Raw genomic sequence first — 17,069 nt, forward strand, 5'->3', positions numbered from 1 at the left:
CAAGACCTTCAGTGGATAGGGTGTTATGTCCGGAAAAGCGCAACAGCAGTCTCGTATCAAAGAGTTGATCACCCTGGGTCGTGAGCAGAAGTATCTGACTTACGCAGAGGTCAACGACCACCTGCCTGAGGATATTTCAGATCCAGAGCAGGTGGAAGACATCATCCGCATGATCAACGACATGGGGATTCCCGTGCACGAGAGTGCTCCGGATGCGGACGCCCTCATGTTGGCTGACGCCGATACCGACGAGGCAGCCGCTGAAGAAGCCGCTGCTGCGTTGGCTGCGGTTGAGACCGACATCGGGCGCACGACTGACCCAGTGCGCATGTACATGCGTGAAATGGGTACGGTCGAGCTTCTGACACGTGAAGGCGAAATTGAAATCGCCAAACGTATCGAAGAAGGCATCCGTGAAGTGATGGGCGCCATCGCGCACTTCCCAGGCACGGTTGAGCACATTCTCTCCGAGTACACTCGCGTCACCACCGAAGGTGGCCGCCTGTCAGACGTTTTCAGCGGTTACATCGACCCGGACGACGGCATTGCGCCGCCTGCCGAGGTGCCACCGCCAGTCGACCCTAAAGCCGAGAAGGTTGAAGGTGCCGACGATGACGAAGACGACTCTGATGATGAAGAGGATGAGGTCGAAAGCGGTCCCGATCCAGTCATCGCTGCGCAGCGCTTCGGCGCGGTTGCAGATCAGATGGCTATTGCCGTCAAGGCGCTGAAAAAACACGGTCGCGGCAGCAAGCAGGCAACTGCCGAATTGCTGGCTCTGGCCGAGTTGTTCATGCCGATCAAACTGGTACCAAAGCAGTTTGAGGGTCTGGTCGAACGCGTTCGTGGCGCACTGGAACGTCTCCGTGCTCAAGAACGCGCGATCATGCAGCTGTGTGTTCGTGATGCTCGCATGCCTCGTGCTGATTTCCTGCGCCAGTTCCCGGGCAATGAAGTTGATCAGAGCTGGACTGACGCACTGGCTAAAGGCAAAGGCAAGTACGCCGAAGCCATTGGCCGTCTGCAAGTGGACATCCAGCGCTGCCAGCAGAAGCTGACTGCACTGCAGGACGAAACAGGTCTGACAATCGCCGAGATCAAGGACATCAACCGTCGCATGTCGATCGGCGAGGCCAAAGCCCGCCGCGCGAAGAAGGAGATGGTTGAAGCCAACTTGCGTCTGGTGATCTCCATCGCCAAGAAGTACACAAACCGTGGTTTGCAGTTCCTCGATCTGATTCAGGAAGGCAACATCGGTTTGATGAAAGCGGTGGATAAGTTCGAATATCGTCGCGGCTACAAGTTCTCGACCTATGCCACCTGGTGGATCCGTCAGGCGATCACTCGCTCGATCGCCGACCAGGCTCGTACCATTCGTATCCCCGTACACATGATCGAGACGATCAACAAGCTCAACCGTATTTCCCGCCAGATGCTGCAGGAAATGGGTCGCGAACCGACACCGGAAGAGCTGGGCGAACGCATGGAAATGCCTGAGGATAAAATCCGTAAGGTATTGAAGATCGCTAAAGAGCCGATCTCCATGGAAACCCCGATCGGTGACGACGAAGACTCGCACTTGGGTGACTTCATCGAAGACTCGACCATGCAGTCGCCAATCGATGTCGCTACGGTAGAAAGTCTGAAAGAAGCAACGCGTGAGGTGCTCTCGGGCCTTACCGCTCGCGAAGCTAAGGTCTTGCGCATGCGCTTCGGTATCGACATGAATACCGACCATACGCTAGAAGAAGTCGGCAAACAGTTTGACGTGACGCGTGAGCGGATTCGTCAGATAGAAGCCAAGGCGCTGCGTAAGCTGCGCCACCCGACAAGAAGCGAACACCTGCGTTCGTTCCTCGACGAGTAAGCGACCCGCTGATCACAAAACCCCCGGCCCTGCTGGGGGTTTTGCGTTTTAAAGAATAAGTTTCCCCCACAGTCAGTGCCGCCTCCCTCCAGCTTGACTACACTCATCTGAATCCTAGCGCTTAACTTTGAGGCTGCCATGTCTTGGATGCCGGCAGTAGTGTTCTTATGCTTAATGGGGTCGACGGCTGTCGACGCTCGGATTCTCTCCGAAACGGAAAAACCCGAGCCTAACCTTCATGAAGAAGGTGTTAATCGTACCCAAGCGGCCTCCTCACTTCAGGAGCAAAGAGCTTTCCTGTATCAGGACCTTTTGATCGCCTCCAGCAGCTCAGCAGAGACGGCGGGCTCCGCCGCAGACTCTACCGCGACGACAGAGCAGGAACGACGAGAAGCGTCTGAAGCACTGGACGTCGTGAAACTCTGGCGCGTGTTTCTGCTTTACGGACTGCCGGGCCTGTTGCTGCTGTGTACGGTTCTGGCCGTCGTGGTGCGTATCAATCGCCGACTGAGCTCGGAAATCTCGCGCAGGGTCGCGCTTGAGCAAGAACTGCGCAGCAGTGAATATCACTACCGCGGCATGATCGAGAGTCTGTCCGCTATCGCCTGGGAAGCGAACATCCACGATCATTCCTACAACTACGTATCTCCACATGCCGAGAATTTGCTCGGGTATCCACTCGAAGCATGGCGCCGCATTGGCTTCTGGCGAAGCATCGTCCACCCCGAAGATGTTGAAAGAGCGCAGGCCTATTGCGATCAAGAGTCTGCTCTCGGGCATGACCATAGCCTTGATTACCGGGTAATCAGGGCCGACGGCCGAACGCTGTGGGTGCGCAATATCGTCAGCCTGATCGGCTACGGCCGAGAGCCCGTAATGCGTGGCCTGATGATCGACATCAGCGAAGCCAAGCTCACTGAAGAAGCGCTGCGTCTATCGGAGGGCAAATTTGCCTCGGTGTTCGCGCAATGTCCGGACATTCTCGTGATCGCCAGGTTGTCAGATGGCTACTTTCTAGAGGCTAACCGGGCATTCGTTGAGCAGATCGGCCTGAGTGCCGATGAAGTGATTGGTAAAAAACCGTCGGACCTCGACATCTGGGGCATTCCGGGCATTGGGCCAAGCATGCTGCAACGCCTGCAAAAAGGCAGTATTCGAAACCTTGAGATGCCCTTCCGTCGCCGTGATGGACGCCTGTTTACTGGCTTGTTGTCCGCAGAACCGTTTGATCTGGACTCTACAAAAGCCGTCGTCGTGGTTGTGCGAGACATCACGCCCCTTAAAGAGGCCCAGCAACAGTTACAGCTTTCGGAAGAGAAATTCGCCAAAGCGTTCCACTCATCCCTCGATGGACTGCTTATCTCACGGCAGAGCGATGGGATGCTGGTCGAGGTCAATGATGGGTTCAGCCGTATCACGGGCTACCAAAGCGCGATGTCGCTGGACCATACAACGCTCGACCTCGGCATCTGGGTTGACCTCAACGAGCGTCAGCAACTGATTGAACAATTGAACCGTGATGGCTTTGTACGTGACTTCGCCAGCCACATTCGTCGTAAAGACGGTCAGATTCGATTGTGCGAAATTTCTTCGCGCCCCCTGCCCATCGGCGGTGAGGATTGCATGTTGACCATCGCGCGCGACATTACTGAGCGCCACCAGATGCAGGAAAAGCTGCAACTGGCCGCGACGGTATTCGAGAGCACGGCGGAAGGTGTGCTAATCACCGACACGCGCCAACGGATAAACGCGGTCAACCGCGCATTCAGCGAGATAACTGGCTACAGCGAACAGGAGGCTATAGGTGAAACGCCGAGACTGCTGGCATCAGGACTGCACGACAGCGCCTTCTACGCAGCCATGTGGTACCAGCTCACCACCGAAGGACACTGGCAAGGGGAGATCAGCAACCGTCGCAAGAATGGCGAAATTTACCCGAGCTGGCTGACGATCAGCGCTGTACGTAACGGTGACAAATTCATTACCCACTTTGTGGCGGTGTTCGCCGATATTTCCAGCCTCAAACAAGCCCAGGCGCGGCTGGATTATCAAGCACACCACGATCCGCTGACCGGCTTGCCCAACCGCACGCTGTTTGAGAGCCGTCTGCAAGCAGCTCTTTTGCACAGCCAGCATGCCGAGAGCCTCGGCGCGGTACTGTTTCTGGACCTGGACCGGTTCAAACACATCAATGACAGCCTTGGGCATCCGGTCGGCGATCTGTTGCTCAAGGGCATTGCTCAGCGGCTGAAGGAAAACCTGCGGGACATCGACACCGTCGCGCGGCTTGGAGGCGACGAGTTCATTATCTTGTTACCGGGGCTGCAAAATGCCAGCGATGCAGAGGGCATTGCGACCAAGCTGCTGCACAGCTTCGGCGCGCCATTTCAAGCCGGCGAGCACGAGTTCTTCATCAGTTCCAGTATCGGCACCGCGCTGTTCCCCACCGACGGGCTTGATGTCGCGACAGTGATCAAAAACGCAGACGCCGCCATGTACCGATCAAAGGCCAAGGGCCGTAACCGCGTTGAGAGCTACACACAGGACCTTACCGCTCAGGCCAGCGAGCGTATCGCCCTCGAACACGAGCTGCGGCGGGCCATTGAGCGCAACGAGTTTTCCCTCTGCTATCAGCCAAAGCTCAGCCTGCTGACCCAAAGCCTTGTCGGCGCCGAAGCCTTGATCCGCTGGAATCACCCGACCTTCGGCGACGTGCCGCCAGAGCGGTTCATCTCGCTGGCTGAAGAAAACGGCATGATTCTGCAAATAGGCGAATGGGTACTGGAGACTGCCTGCCAACAGTTGCACGAGTGGAACCACCACTACGACGTATTTGGCACGCTGTCGGTCAACCTCGCCGGCGCACAGTTGCGTCAACCCAATCTGGTCAGCCGCATCGAGCAGTTACTGAACCAATACCAGCTGCAACCGGGTTGTCTGCAACTCGAAATCACTGAAAACTTCATCATGAGCCAGACCGAAGAGGCGCTGACGGTGCTTCACAAGCTCAAGAAGCTGGGTGTGCAGCTGGCAATCGATGACTTCGGGACGGGGTATTCCTCGCTGAGTTACCTGAAAAAGCTGCCGCTGGACATTCTCAAGATCGACCAGTCGTTTGTGCACGGGTTGCCGGACGATCCGCACGACGCAGCCATCGTCAAAGCGATCATTGCCTTGGGCCGCAGCATGCAACTTACTGTCATCGCGGAGGGTGTTGAGACGCTTGAACAGCAGCAGTTTCTGGCCGACGAAGGTTGCGAACAGATTCAGGGCTACATCGTCAGCCTCCCCCTGCGCCCGGAAGAGTTTTGCTCGACGTTTCTTCGTATGACAGTTTCGGACTTTTCGGATAGCACAGCACGTAAACCATCGTTATAATCCGCGACCTACTGAGGGCCTATAGCTCAGTTGGTTAGAGCAGGGGACTCATAATCCCTTGGTCCACGGTTCGAGTCCGTGTGGGCCCACCAAATAGAAAGCCGCGCATTGCGCGGCTTTTTTGGTTTTTATCTGAACGCATGCGCTTTTGCTGTGTATTGGGTAGCAATCAGTCAACCACCACATGCGGCACAAACCGGCTGCTGTCTTTTGTAATCAGGCTGTCGTCTTCGCGAAGACCTACACCTGACGCTGTATCACCCACAACCCATGAGCCGATCAGTGTGTAGCTGTCGCCAAAGCGTGGCAGCGGAGCAAACGCTTGCAGGATGTATGGCGCATCGTTGTAGGGCCCATCCTCGAAAATAACCTGATCGCCCGGCGTACGAATTTCGATATTGGCACCCTCGCGGGAGAAGTACGGCTTGCGTACCCAGCCCTTGGGAACCTGCGCTTGCGGGTCTTTATCGACGAAAGACGGCAGCAGGTTGGGATGCCCCTCGTTAAACTCCCACAGCAGCGGCAAGATGCCTTTGTTGGAGATGACTGATTTCCAGGCAGGCTCGATGAACTGAGTATCGCACTGCGGGATCGCCTGGCCGTGAGGCTCATGGAAGACGTGCTCCCAAGCGTGCAGCTTGAAAATACGCTCTATCCAGCGTCCATCCAGGTCGACAAACCTACCCTGCGCATTGAGGCCGATATCCTCGATGTCGATATGGCGGGTTTCGATGCCCACGTGTTCGGCCATTTTGCGCAGAAAGTCCGTGGTGCCCCGGTCTTCAATGGAACCCGACATCGCGGAAAAATAGAACGGCCCACCTTCCTTGATCGCCGCAAAGGCCCGAACCAAATCCTCGGCCAACGAGTTGAACTGCGAAGCATGCGGAGGTAATACCCCACGCGCGATTTGCTCCTCAAGCCAGATAAGCTGAAACGCACCCGCTTCGTAAGCCGAAGTTGGCGTGTCCATATTGGCTTCGAGCAACTGGGCGGGATTGACGCCGTCATAGCTGAAGTCAAAACGCCCGTACAAATGCGGGTGCCCCTCCTTCCAGGAGGTACGGACCAGATCGAAGAACGCGGGGGGGATAGCGAGTCGGGTGAGCAACTCTTCGCTGTCCACGACCCTGTCCACCACATCCAGGCACATGGCATGAAGCTCCTGAGTCGGTGCTTCAATATCGCGTGTGATCTGCTTTTCGGTGAACTGGTAGTAAGCACGCTCATCCCAGTAACGCTCACCGTCGATAGTGTGGAAGTTGAAGCCCTCACGCTCTGCGGTTTCGCGCCAGTCAGGACGCTCTTCGATGCTGATCTTTTTCATGGATAACGTCCCTGTCAGCCGCCGAAACTGGAGCCACTGCTCTTACCGCCCCAACCACTGCGAGCGGTAGCCTGGCTGCCAAAACCGCCACGGGAAACGGAAGATGAGACCGAAGAGTTACGGCCAAGCGTGCTTTTGCTGTACGTGCCGGTGGAACTGGTCCGGGCCTGAGTAGAGTTGCCGAACGTTTTGCCCTGCTCAATCTGCCGCGACAAGGTGGACGTTTGATAGCCACCGCGCGAATCACGCGCTTGATAAATAGGCTGCGAATTGTAGCGACCGCCACCGCCGGTGAACCCGCTGACCATGTTGCTGACCAGCATGCCCATCAGAAATCCATTCACGCCAGAACCTATACCTGTCGAGCCCGACTGGCCGGCCTGCGCTTTGGCCGCCTCCACTTGAGACGCGGGAAGCTCACCAGACATCTCCAGCTGAAAGCCGCCGAGCTTAGGCGTAAATTTGCCATCGGTATTCTGCTGACAGTAGTCGGGGATGAAATCCGCTTCGCAGGAAGCCACATCATCGTAGGTGGGGGCGATGCGACGGTGTTCCGTCCACGCACTCATGTACGCATCCGAACAGACATCGACCGGGATTTTTTGATCCACACAGGCTTGAACCGAAGGATAAGTTTGTTGCGCGGAGACCTCGACGGTGTCGGGTTTGCTGCACGCACTGATCGCCAAAGGAAGGGTGCTGGCCAGAACCAGCTTCAGGGAACTACGTCTCATCGAATACTCCTTTCGATACCGGGGCGATCAGGTCGACGGCGTCATGCAGGCCGAGTTGAGGAAACCGACACTGATCGAGACGCTGGCGGCGTAAATGGCGGCGGCGAGTTCGCCTCGGGTGATGCGTGCGGACAGATCTTTCAGGACCATGCTGGTCGCAGTAAATGCCAGGAGCTGCACAAATGCAGCAATCACCGCCCAGATAACGACATCCAGTACGCTGACGCTGTAGGTGATGACGTTACTGGCTGGCAGAGCAAAGCCAATCAGTGCACCACCCAGAGCAATTGCAGCGGCGACATTACCTTCACGAATCTGGACGAATTCCTTGTGGGGCGTCAGACGGGTGTAAGCCATCTGAAACAGCCCGAACAGAACGGCAGCCACAATGATGTAGACCAAAAAGCTCAGGACCGACTGGAAACTGAGAGACATACGAAGCGCATCAAGCATTTTTTACTTCCTTTTAAATGACAGTGAAATCAGTGGACTGCAGGGTGACTCCCACCGAGGTGGTGAGGGAAACAACACCCTCTTCATCTTCCTCGACCGACAAAAGCAGAAACTCGCGACGATCAACCAGACCCGTGTCACGCGCATACAACATGCTCAGATGCTCGATGCGGTATGCCCCGTCTGGATTAGCTACCTGCTCGGTCATTGGCGTCAATTCGGTTTGTCTCTCCTCGGTACCCCACTGACGCTCATACTCCCAGCCGTCGTGCTCGAACACTGGCAAACCGATGTTCGATTGAGGGCCCACCAAGCGCTTCAATTCAGACTCGCTGTTGATCGTCACGACACTGCTGTAACCGAACAAAATGATGTCCTGAACATCTTCAGCCGCAGGACCATTCATCATGACCTGCATCCAGTAGTCTTCATCCTCGAAGTAGAAGCGTACCAATCGTATGGATTGCCCGAGGTCCACCTGGCCCACCGACCAAACCACCTCTTCATTGGGGACAACAAGCTCTGAATGGCCGTCCAGCATAAGCTTGAGCGAATCATCCAGATCCAGCATGCGCCCGGACCCCAGCCCGAACGGCGCGAGTAAAGGTGTGCCCGCGAGCGGCTTGGAGCCCTTCGCCGGGTTGGGCGGTTCCAGACCTAAAGCCCGTTTGATCCAACTCATAATGCGTTTCCTTCAAGTCGCGCTGAAGCGATATAAAAAATCTCGCCGCCCTGTATCAGCTGTGGCGGCGGCACCTGCTCAAGCAGCATTTTTTTCAGACAGCCGTCTGGAGTGCATCAGCCAGGCCACGACAATACCCGCCAGGGCACCACACAGATGTGACTCAATCGAAACACCTGGCGAAGGGACAAAACCCCAAACCAAACCGCTGTAGCCGATCAAGGTGACCAACGCGACACCCAGACTTACAAGGCTGCGCTGATACCAGGCGCGCGCCAGCAGATACGCCCAGAGTCCGAAAATCAGTCCGCTGGCCCCGACATGAATCACCGGCCTGCCAACCACCCAAACCATCAACCCTGCAAGCAAACCAATCAGCAGAGACACCCTTACGTAACGCTGCAGCCCCTCGGTCGCTACGAGCCAGCTCAGCACGACAAAGGGCAGCAGGTTGCTCAATAAGTGGCGGACCGAGCCATGCAGGAACGGCGAAAATACAATGCCCTGCAGCCCGGAAAACGTCCTGGGTATCAGACCGTGACTCAGCAGGCTGTTAGCAGTCACCGAGTTAATCACTTGCGCCATGACCATCAAAGCGGCAAGGCACAATATTGTTCGTACACCCCTTCCGATAATCATATCTGTCTACCGAAACCCACAAAAAAAAGGGGCAACCGGAAATACCGCCTGCCCCTTCTCAAAGGTGTTTACTGTCCTGCGTTACCGTTTTGGCTTTGCGCTTTCAGCCTGGCGAGCACATCAGCAGCGCCCCCGGTTTTCGAACCGATCCCGGCGTCCTGAAGACGACGTTCAAGATCGCCGCCATTGGCGGTATCCGCCAGCTCTTCGGCCGCTTCGAGCTTGGCATCCTGCTCGTCCTGACGCTGCTTGATACGTGCCAGCGAGCCCACGGCGGTTTCCAGTCGACCATTGGCGCCACCTGTTGCGGCAGCAGCGTTGATTTGTGCTTTCTGCACGCTGTCGCGCGCCTTGGCCATGTCCGCCTGCTGACGCAACGCTTTGATCTGGCTTTCAGCCTTGGTGACTTGAGCCGTCAACCTGGTGAACTGAACGCCAAACTGATCAGCAGCCGCCTTCTCTTGATCGCGCAGGGCGGTCAGTTCCGACACTTTCTCGGCGCACTCTAGCGCAAGTCCGTCTTCACCCTTGTTCATCGCGCCGAGCGCTTTCTGCTCCCAGTTGGCAATGTTCTTGTCGTGCTCTTCGACACGCTGAACCGAGAGCTTGTGTTTGGCTTTGATCTGGATCAGTTGGTTGCGTGCCGCGAGCATGGAGGCATCAGCGTCACGGATCTCCTGATCGAGAATTCGCAGTGCCTGCGCGTCAACGATAGACTCGCCGACTTCGGAGGCTCCACCACGTAGCGCGGTCACCATTTTCTTCCAAAGGCTCATGGGTGTATCTCCCGATTACTGTGAATCAACTGTTAGAAAATCTTCGTAGGCGTCGGCTGCCCGAATCACGTTATCAGCCAGCGTCAACACTTCGTGGACGATGACGGTCAACGAAGACGCAGCGCTCAAGGCCCCGAACATGTTGTAGACGGTTTCGCCATTGGGCATGGTTTCAATGCCGATCGACGACAGTGGGAAAATATCCCGGCTGCGCAACACCGTATCGTTGAAAGCCGCGATGTCTTTGACCTGCGACGCGTAGACGAGCACGGAATCAACAAGTATCTGGTCACCGGCAATGGCGATGATGATCGGTAAACCGCCAAAACTGCTCATTGCCAGACTCAAGCTTGGCTCGGCGCCCTGAACCAGCGTCAACTCGACTTCATTGCTCTTGACCATGTCCAGCTCGATGAGCGCCCAATGAAGCGTATCGATGGTCCAGTTGGTATTTTCAGTCATGAATTCCTCCAGTTTGATCCGGTTACCCAAGTAGGGTTGGCGCAACACTTTTTCCACATTCCTCAAGACATCAGCGTTTTCAGGAAGCACGTAAAGCTCCCTTTTCACGTACCCGGCAGCGGTCAACCGGGCACGCATTTCACGCATGTAGTCCGTAGAAGTTTTCCGAGCCATTCCGGCCCCCCGAACATCACATGTGATGGTCGGCCAAGCTACGCTCAAGCATCAGCACACGCAACAGCTCACATGTGACACGAATGTTTCCAAAAGCTTCACACTCATCCAGTGACCGAGCGATACAGGCACTGCTGGCATCTACGCGTTGACCAAAGGCATAGTCCACATCGTTGGTACCCGCGCTGGAAACATTTGTCGTTCTGATGGTCTCTTAACCCATGAAAACCACCCGCTCATTTGCTGTCCTCCTTTGGCTGCGTCGCCTTCTGCGTCCGTTGCTTGATCCTTATCGCCGCTATCAGCACGCGCGTTACATCCACGCCGGGCGCATTGTCGTGGGGTTGCTGGTGTCGATTCTGCTGACGACGGGCATTGATCTGCCCCATGGTGAATGGGCGTCGGTGACGATGCTGATCGTGATTGGCGGCTTGCAGCATCACGGCAATATCGGCAAAAAGTCGGTGGAGCGTGCGTATGGCACATTGATCGGCGCTGCGCTGGGGCTTGCGGTGGTCACGCAGCAGGATTACCTCGGTCAGCCGCTCCTGACTTACTTGCTGATGTCACTGATTTGCGGCTTTTTTGCGTACCACGCCATTGGCAAGGGCGGCTACACGGCACTGCTTTCAGCGATCACGCTGTTCATCGTCGCGGGCCACGGGGATAACCCGGTGACTGACGGCCTGTGGCGCACGGTGGATATTCTGATCGGCATTGCGCTGGCGCTGGCATTCTCGTTCGCGCTGCCGCTGTATGCGGTTTACTCGTGGCGTTACAACCTGGCGAGCGGCCTGCGCAACTGCGCGAAAGCGTATGACCGCATCAGCAGCGGGCAATCCATCACGGCGGATGAACACGTTAAACTGACGGCAAAGCTCAATGCGACGATGCTGCAACTGCGTTCGCTGCTGCCGTCGGTTTCAAAGGAAGTGAAAATCCCCATCGTCGAACTTGAAGCCATTCAGGGGCACTTTCGCATGTGCCTGAGCACGCTGGAGATCCTCTCGAGCATACGGCCAGCGGACATGAGCCAAGTGTTATTGAGCGCTGAACAGCGGCGGATTCGTCGTCAATTGATCGGCATGGCGAGGGCGTTGCAAAACGGCGCTACTGATCGGCTTGAGCGCAAGGCAGAGCCTCTGGAAAACCCCCAGGACACCGAGCTAGCCATCCCTGGCGAACTGATCGGCTATCGCCTGCTTACACTGCAACTAGGCAAAAACCTCGACACATTGCAGCAGCGTCTGGCGAAAACAGCCAAGCGCTGGAAGATCTGAACGTCAGTAGATCGAAGGCACGACCATCTCTCGCGGGACTGGCGCACGCAGGTAATTAGCGTTGTATTCCCGGGCGGGTAGCTCGATCTGCTGCGACTCGATTTCACCGCGCGGGATCTGCTCAAGCAAGTGATGAATGCAGTTCAGACGGGCGCGCTTTTTGTCGTCGGCTTCGACAATCCACCACGGTGCGACATCGGTGTGGGAGCGCGTCAGCATTTCCTCTTTCGCGCGTGTGTAATCTTCCCAGCGACGGCGGGACTCGAGATCCATTGGCGACAGCTTCCACTGTTTCAGTGGGTCATGAATGCGCATCAGAAACCGCCGATACTGCTCATCGTCGGTGATGGAAAACCAGTATTTGATGAGGATGATGCCGGAGCGCACCAGCATCTTTTCGAACTCGGGCACAGTGCGGAAAAACTCTTCGTACTCCTCGTTGCTGCAGAAACCCATCACGCTTTCGACGCCCGCACGGTTGTACCAGCTGCGGTCAAACAGCACCATTTCGCCCGCCGCTGGCAGATGCGAAACATAGCGCTGAAAGTACCACTGCGTGCGCTCGCGCTCGCTGGGTGCGGTCAGCGCCGCCACCCGCACCACGCGCGGATTGAGCCGCTGGGTGATGCGTTTGATAGCCCCGCCCTTCCCTGCCGCATCGCGGCCCTCGAACAGCACGACAACTTTGAGCTTCTGGCTGACGACCCAGTCCTGCAACTTGACCAGCTCGCCCTGCAATCGCAGCAATTCACGGAAGTAAACGCGGCGGTCAATGCCTTTCGGGACCTCTTCACCCAGGTCGGACAACAGCGCATCCAGGCGCGCATCGTCGTATTCCATCTCCAGTTCTTCATCGAAGCTGTCAAGGATATCGTCGTGCATATAGCGTGCGGTTTCGGATAAATCCAGATGCTGGCTATCGGTCATGGCTGGGCTCCCGGCGAGTATTCAAAGGGTCAGGGAGCAGATTTAGACAGGTATGAGTGACAGCTATGTGACGAAGGGATGACGGCGCGGAAAAGTCCTGCATATATCGACGATCGCTGGAACGAGCAGGCGACGATCCGACTTGCCAACGACGCTAACAACGCGGCAGGTCAGGTACATCGCACTGCGAGCTTCGCGGACAAGCCTCGCGCCAGCAGGCATTCAACACCTGAGGCTCAAGCGATAATGGCCATCTCAACCGTAATCTGCTGATTCGCCCGAAACGGTGCCAGCAATGCTTCATCCGACTGCGATGACGTGATCAGCGTCCACTCGCGCTCTATCGGAGTCCAGTGCTGCTGGCGCGCGCGTCCCAGCTTGTCGGAATCGGCGAGCACGAAAATCTGCGCCGCGCGCTTGATGATGCATTCCTTCAGATACGCCTGCTGATCGCTGGCCTCGCACAGCCCGAACTCGGCCACCACGCCATCGGCACCGAGAAATGCCTTGTCTACGCTCAAACGGCTCAGCGTCAGTTCCGCCAACGGGCCCAGCGTGCTCATGCTCGAACCGCGCAAATCGCCACCGATCATCGTCAGACGAATCCCCGGCGCGTTGGCCAATGTCATCACCGCCAACAGGTTATTAGTGACGACGTGGACGTCCTGCCGCGAACAAAGGTGCAGCGCCAACGCAGCACAGGTCGTGCCACCATCGAGCAGGACCGTGTCGCCATCCTGAACGTGCACGGCGGCGGCTTTCGCGATGGCGTCTTTCTGATCGCGCTGCGCTGACTTGCGCTCTTCCAGTGACGCTTCCGGCTCGTGCATCCCGACCAACGCGGTTGCACCGCCGTGGGTGCGCACCAGATGGCGCTGCTTGGCGAGCATGGTCAGGTCGCGGCGAACCGTGGCTTCCGACACCCCCAGGGCGGCACTCAGCTGTTCGACATTGGTGTCGCGGGCGCGAACCAGTTCGAGAATCGCGCGGTGGCGGTCGGTCGCTTTCATGGGGGGCCTCATTGCAAGAAGGCCTGCGATCTTACACGACCGCATGCCCCTACCTCATCCCCGGCGGGTGGCCAACTCAGCCCCTTGACGCAAAGCTTCCAACAAGCTGCGCTCATCGGCGATGCCTTTGCCAGCGATGTCGAAAGCAGTGCCGTGGTCGACCGACGTACGAATCACTTCCAGCCCGACCGTGACATTGACACCCGCTTCCAGCCCAAGAACCTTCACTGGACCGTGACCCTGGTCATGGTACATCGCCACAACCAGATCGAAATCGCCGCGCCCGGCACGGAAAAACAGCGTATCGGCAGGCAGCGGACCCGTGATGTCCAGGCCTTGAGCTTGAAGAATCTTCACCGCCGGAATGATCTTCTCTTCTTCTTCGCCGTAGCCGAACAGACCGTTTTCGCCCGCGTGCGGATTGATGCCGCAAACGCCAATACGCGGTTTCGCGATGCCGGCCTTGATCAGCGTCGCATTGCCGCGCTCGATGGTGCGTTGCACAAGGCCCGGCTCAATTTTGCGAATCGCATCGATGAGGCCCATGTGCGTAGTGACGTGTATCACCCGCAGTTGCGGCGCCACCAGCATCATCGACACCTCTTCGACGTTGGTCAGGTGCGCGAGCATTTCGGTGTGACCCGGATACTTATGACCACCGGCGTGCAACGCTTCCTTATTCAACGGCGCGGTGCAGATGGCGTCGATCTGCCTGGCTTCGGCCAGTTGCACGGCGCGTGCGATGTATTGATAGGCAGCATTTCCTGCAATCGGAGAAAGCTGACCAAACGGGAGGTCATCCGGGATCAGGTCCAAGTCGATGCAATCAATCGTGCCTGGCTCATACAACGCCTCGGACGCCTCCTTGATGCGACGGATTTTTGCGTGGCCTTTTACGATGACGTTTGCTTGCTCCAAGCGCCGGGCGTCGCCCACCACCAGCGGACGACACTGTTGATAAACGATGTCGTGGGTCAGGCTCTTGACGATGACTTCCGGACCAACGCCAGCGGCGTCACCCATGGTGATGCCGATAATCGGGAGATAATTGCTCATGACTTTTTACCTTGTTGCGCAGGAAAAGGGGGTGTTGAGCCGTTGGCATAAGCCGCAGGCTCGGCGGCATCGCTCAGATGGAGCCATGACGCATAAAGCGCGTGATCAGTGCCGAACGCACCGGCCTTGGTGATGACACCTGGCTGATGACCGTCGCGACTAGCAACCGGGTGCCCGAAAGCAACACCGGCTTCGATTTCACAGAGTAATTTCAGGCTGCCAATGCCCACAGCGCCGAGCATGGCCCGCGCGGTTTCGCCACCCGTTGCGACCAGCCCGCCGACCTTGTCGAAGTATGGACGGATCATGTTTGCCAATGAGGTCGACAGCTGCCCGCCCTCGGCCGGATCGAATGCATCGTCACGACCGATACGCAGCAGCAAATCGTCGCCGCGCCCAAGGTGCTCGCCGATGCGTTTTTCCCAACTCGCCCATGCCAGATGGCGAGGGCCTTCGCGGAGTACGGCAGGTGCAACGATCATCTCGTCGATGCCCGCGCGCTCTTTGAGCATCGTGCATTGACGCTCGGAAACACTCGACAGGCTGCCGACCAGCACCAGAATCGGCGCATGCTTCTCGCGCCTGAAAGCAACGCTGCGCACTGCGACTTCGAAGACATCCGGCAAAGCCGCGATCTCACGGGCGAGGCCGCCAGAACCGACCCAGAACAAGGGCGTAGTGAGCTGTGTGGTGACAAGCGCCAGCCTGCGCAAATCATCGGCGGTCTGGGCGTCAACGATCAGCGCCTGAACCCCGTTTTTGGCGACCTCGTCAATGTGTTCGGCCAGCTCGGAGAGCTCGCCACGCAGAATGGCCAAGGGCAGTTTGGAGGTGCGAAGACCAGCCGTTTCAAGCATTGCGTCGAGGTCGGCGCTTTGGTCGGTATGTTCCAGTTTCCAGGTGTCAGTGGTCTCTAGCGGTTGGCCGTTAACCCACACGCGGCCTTCAAGCGTGGTCCTGCCGGTCGCCGGAAAAGCCGGTGCAACAATCGCCAAACCTGCCACGGCCTGCAGCCCGGCAACTTCCGCGGCCCAATTGCCGCGCAGCGTCGAATCAATCTTTTTGTACAGCTTCTGGCCTGTTTTCAACAGTGTCTGGCAGGCAACCACGGTGCGTTCAGCGGCGGCGTCGGGGGAAAGACGACGAGTGTCGGTGTCGATGGCAATCACTTGTGCGTCACCGGCATCGAGGGCCGTATCGAGCGTAACGACAGTGCGCAATCCGGCAGTGGCGAAAGCGATCGCGCAGTCCGCAGCACCCGACAGATCGTCGGCGATGATCAGCAATGTCATCGAACGACCTCCCGCTCGGCGACAACACTCGGCTCACTCTCACCGTGACGCGCTTTGTAGCGCTTGGCGACCATGGAGGTAAGAATTGGCGAAAGCACCGCCGTGACCACTACGCAGGCGGCCACCAGCAAGGTCGCGGTACTTGCCGCATCGGCGTAGACCGGATTCGCCGCAGCGACCAGCGCCGGGACCGCCGCCGCATTGCCCGCAGTGTTGGCTGCCGCGACACCTGCCACGCCTGTGCCTCCCGAAAGACGGTCCGCGAAGTACAGCGGAATACCGGTGACCAGCACCACCGCAACGCCAAGGCCGATGCCCAGCAAACCGGCCTGCCAAACCTTGTGCAGGTCCAGACTCGCACCCAGCGCCAAGGCAAAGAACGGGATCATCACCGGCACCGCTTTGGCGAGAAAGTCGCGCATCTCGCGATCCAGATTACCCAGCAGCATGCCCAATAGCAGCGGCAAGATCGCACCTACCAGTGTTGGCCACGGAAAGGCAGCCAGCCCTGCCACACCCAAAGTGACCATGGTCAGGAACGGCCCCGATTCCAGAGACATCACCGAGTAAGCGCCCACGTCTTCCGAACGACCATATTGGCCCATAAGCGCCATGTACAGACCGCCGTTGGTATCGTTCATGGCCGCGACGACCGCCAGGGTTGAGATCCCCGCGAAGATGCCCGAGCTAATCGGCTGTTCCCCGAGAAAATGACCCATGATCACGCCAATCAGTACCGCCGTGCCGACCTTGGTGGCAAACAGCACGCCGCCCTTTTTCAGCAAATACGGGGTGGCCTTGACGTCGATGCTCGCGCCCATGCAGACATAGAACACAGCCAGAATCGGCAGGGAACCGGTAAAGAGGGCATTAGTGAACGAGCCGAAGAATTTCGGCATGTCAGGCAGGAAGGTTGCGACCAGCGAACCGATGAGCAGAGGCACGATCATCATGCCGCCAGGTACGCGTTCGATACTGCGTTTTATTGGGATTTGGGCCACGCGAGTTCTCC

Annotated in this window: 14 protein-coding genes, 1 tRNA gene and 1 pseudogene; 4 read left to right on the forward strand and 12 right to left on the reverse strand. The window is 57.5% G+C overall.

Annotation, left to right across the window (positions count from 1 at the left end; translation table 11 throughout):
• Window positions 1-25: 25 nt before the first annotated feature.
• The 3 genes and pseudogenes from rpoD (at window position 26) to OYW20_RS23780 (ending at window position 5,337) form a co-directional block, all read left to right on the forward strand.
• A complete protein-coding gene (rpoD, locus tag OYW20_RS23770; RefSeq protein WP_268798303.1) occupies window positions 26-1,867 on the forward strand; it encodes an RNA polymerase sigma factor RpoD in 1,842 nt (613 codons plus the stop codon).
• A gap of 432 nt (window positions 1,868-2,299) precedes the next feature.
• Window positions 2,300-5,245, forward strand: a pseudogene (locus OYW20_RS23775) (EAL domain-containing protein); the annotation flags it as partial.
• A 15-nt stretch (window positions 5,246-5,260) separates the two neighbouring features.
• Window positions 5,261-5,337, forward strand: a tRNA-Ile gene (locus OYW20_RS23780).
• Between the two features lie 77 nt (window positions 5,338-5,414).
• Here OYW20_RS23780 and OYW20_RS23785 read toward each other — a convergent pair.
• From OYW20_RS23785 to OYW20_RS23815, 7 genes are all read right to left on the reverse strand, one after another.
• Window positions 5,415-6,572, reverse strand: coding sequence for a glutathionylspermidine synthase family protein (locus tag OYW20_RS23785; RefSeq protein WP_268798306.1), 1,158 nt, complete (start codon window positions 6,570-6,572; stop codon window positions 5,415-5,417).
• A 14-nt stretch (window positions 6,573-6,586) separates the two neighbouring features.
• On the reverse strand, window positions 6,587-7,306 hold the full coding sequence (locus tag OYW20_RS23790; RefSeq protein WP_268798307.1) for a DUF1190 domain-containing protein: 720 nt from the start codon (window positions 7,304-7,306) through the stop codon (window positions 6,587-6,589).
• A gap of 27 nt (window positions 7,307-7,333) precedes the next feature.
• The gene (locus OYW20_RS23795; RefSeq protein WP_268798308.1) at window positions 7,334-7,759 is read right to left on the reverse strand and encodes a DUF350 domain-containing protein; all 426 of its coding nucleotides are present in this window, start codon (window positions 7,757-7,759) and stop codon (window positions 7,334-7,336) included.
• Window positions 7,760-7,772: 13 nt separating this feature from the next.
• Window positions 7,773-8,441, reverse strand: coding sequence for a DUF2491 family protein (locus tag OYW20_RS23800; RefSeq protein ID WP_268798309.1), 669 nt, complete (start codon window positions 8,439-8,441; stop codon window positions 7,773-7,775).
• 78 nt (window positions 8,442-8,519) lie between these two features.
• Window positions 8,520-9,080 carry a rhomboid family intramembrane serine protease gene (locus OYW20_RS23805; RefSeq protein ID WP_268798310.1) on the reverse strand — a complete coding sequence of 187 codons (561 nt, stop codon included), beginning with the start codon at window positions 9,078-9,080 and terminating at the stop codon, window positions 8,520-8,522.
• 68 nt (window positions 9,081-9,148) lie between these two features.
• Window positions 9,149-9,856, reverse strand: coding sequence for a PspA/IM30 family protein (locus tag OYW20_RS23810; protein WP_268798311.1), 708 nt, complete (start codon window positions 9,854-9,856; stop codon window positions 9,149-9,151).
• A gap of 15 nt (window positions 9,857-9,871) precedes the next feature.
• A complete protein-coding gene (locus tag OYW20_RS23815) occupies window positions 9,872-10,492 on the reverse strand; it encodes a YjfI family protein (protein WP_268798312.1) in 621 nt (206 codons plus the stop codon).
• Between the two features lie 221 nt (window positions 10,493-10,713).
• Here OYW20_RS23815 and OYW20_RS23820 point away from each other — a divergent pair, with 221 nt between their 5' ends.
• Window positions 10,714-11,772: an FUSC family protein gene (locus OYW20_RS23820; RefSeq protein ID WP_268798313.1), complete on the forward strand. Its 1,059-nt coding sequence runs from the start codon at window positions 10,714-10,716 to the stop codon at window positions 11,770-11,772.
• Between the two features lie 3 nt (window positions 11,773-11,775).
• Here OYW20_RS23820 and ppk2 read toward each other — a convergent pair whose 3' ends face one another.
• The 5 genes from ppk2 to OYW20_RS23845 all read right to left on the reverse strand — a co-directional run bounded on the left by ppk2 (window position 11,776) and on the right by OYW20_RS23845 (window position 17,058).
• Window positions 11,776-12,699, reverse strand: a complete 924-nt coding sequence (gene ppk2 / locus OYW20_RS23825) for a polyphosphate kinase 2 (protein WP_268798314.1) — start codon at window positions 12,697-12,699, stop codon at window positions 11,776-11,778.
• 236 nt (window positions 12,700-12,935) lie between these two features.
• Window positions 12,936-13,709, reverse strand: coding sequence for a DeoR/GlpR family DNA-binding transcription regulator (locus OYW20_RS23830; RefSeq protein ID WP_268798315.1), 774 nt, complete (start codon window positions 13,707-13,709; stop codon window positions 12,936-12,938).
• A 54-nt stretch (window positions 13,710-13,763) separates the two neighbouring features.
• A complete protein-coding gene (gene pdxA / locus OYW20_RS23835; RefSeq protein ID WP_268798317.1) occupies window positions 13,764-14,765 on the reverse strand; it encodes a 4-hydroxythreonine-4-phosphate dehydrogenase PdxA in 1,002 nt (333 codons plus the stop codon).
• Entirely contained in the window at window positions 14,762-16,057 is a 1,296-nt protein-coding gene (locus tag OYW20_RS23840; protein WP_268798318.1) for a four-carbon acid sugar kinase family protein, read from the reverse strand. Before OYW20_RS23840 ends, pdxA begins: the two co-directional genes overlap by 4 nt.
• Entirely contained in the window at window positions 16,054-17,058 is a 1,005-nt protein-coding gene (locus OYW20_RS23845) for a 2-keto-3-deoxygluconate permease (RefSeq protein ID WP_328284798.1), read from the reverse strand. The genes OYW20_RS23840 and OYW20_RS23845 overlap by 4 nt, the downstream gene beginning before the upstream one ends.
• Window positions 17,059-17,069: the final 11 nt, after the last annotated feature.

Origin of the sequence: Pseudomonas sp. BSw22131, from assembly GCF_026810445.1 — a bacterium.
GTDB classification, from domain to species: Bacteria; Pseudomonadota; Gammaproteobacteria; order Pseudomonadales; family Pseudomonadaceae; genus Aquipseudomonas; species Aquipseudomonas huanghezhanensis.

What these genes read in the sequence shown, in the direction of transcription:
- rpoD (WP_268798303.1), top strand. Translation starts at nt 26, where the DNA reads ATGTCCGGAAAAGCGCAACAGCAGTCTCGTATCAAAGAGTTGATCACC.
- OYW20_RS23785 (WP_268798306.1), bottom strand. Translation starts at nt 6,572, where the DNA reads ATGAAAAAGATCAGCATCGAAGAGCGTCCTGACTGGCGCGAAACCGCA.
- OYW20_RS23790 (WP_268798307.1), bottom strand. Translation starts at nt 7,306, where the DNA reads ATGAGACGTAGTTCCCTGAAGCTGGTTCTGGCCAGCACCCTTCCTTTG.
- OYW20_RS23795 (WP_268798308.1), bottom strand. Translation starts at nt 7,759, where the DNA reads ATGCTTGATGCGCTTCGTATGTCTCTCAGTTTCCAGTCGGTCCTGAGC.
- OYW20_RS23800 (WP_268798309.1), bottom strand. Translation starts at nt 8,441, where the DNA reads ATGAGTTGGATCAAACGGGCTTTAGGTCTGGAACCGCCCAACCCGGCG.
- OYW20_RS23805 (WP_268798310.1), bottom strand. Translation starts at nt 9,080, where the DNA reads ATGATTATCGGAAGGGGTGTACGAACAATATTGTGCCTTGCCGCTTTG.
- OYW20_RS23810 (WP_268798311.1), bottom strand. Translation starts at nt 9,856, where the DNA reads ATGAGCCTTTGGAAGAAAATGGTGACCGCGCTACGTGGTGGAGCCTCC.
- OYW20_RS23815 (WP_268798312.1), bottom strand. Translation starts at nt 10,492, where the DNA reads ATGGCTCGGAAAACTTCTACGGACTACATGCGTGAAATGCGTGCCCGG.
- OYW20_RS23820 (WP_268798313.1), top strand. Translation starts at nt 10,714, where the DNA reads ATGAAAACCACCCGCTCATTTGCTGTCCTCCTTTGGCTGCGTCGCCTT.
- ppk2 (WP_268798314.1), bottom strand. Translation starts at nt 12,699, where the DNA reads ATGACCGATAGCCAGCATCTGGATTTATCCGAAACCGCACGCTATATG.
- OYW20_RS23830 (WP_268798315.1), bottom strand. Translation starts at nt 13,709, where the DNA reads ATGAAAGCGACCGACCGCCACCGCGCGATTCTCGAACTGGTTCGCGCC.
- pdxA (WP_268798317.1), bottom strand. Translation starts at nt 14,765, where the DNA reads ATGAGCAATTATCTCCCGATTATCGGCATCACCATGGGTGACGCCGCT.
- OYW20_RS23840 (WP_268798318.1), bottom strand. Translation starts at nt 16,057, where the DNA reads ATGACATTGCTGATCATCGCCGACGATCTGTCGGGTGCTGCGGACTGC.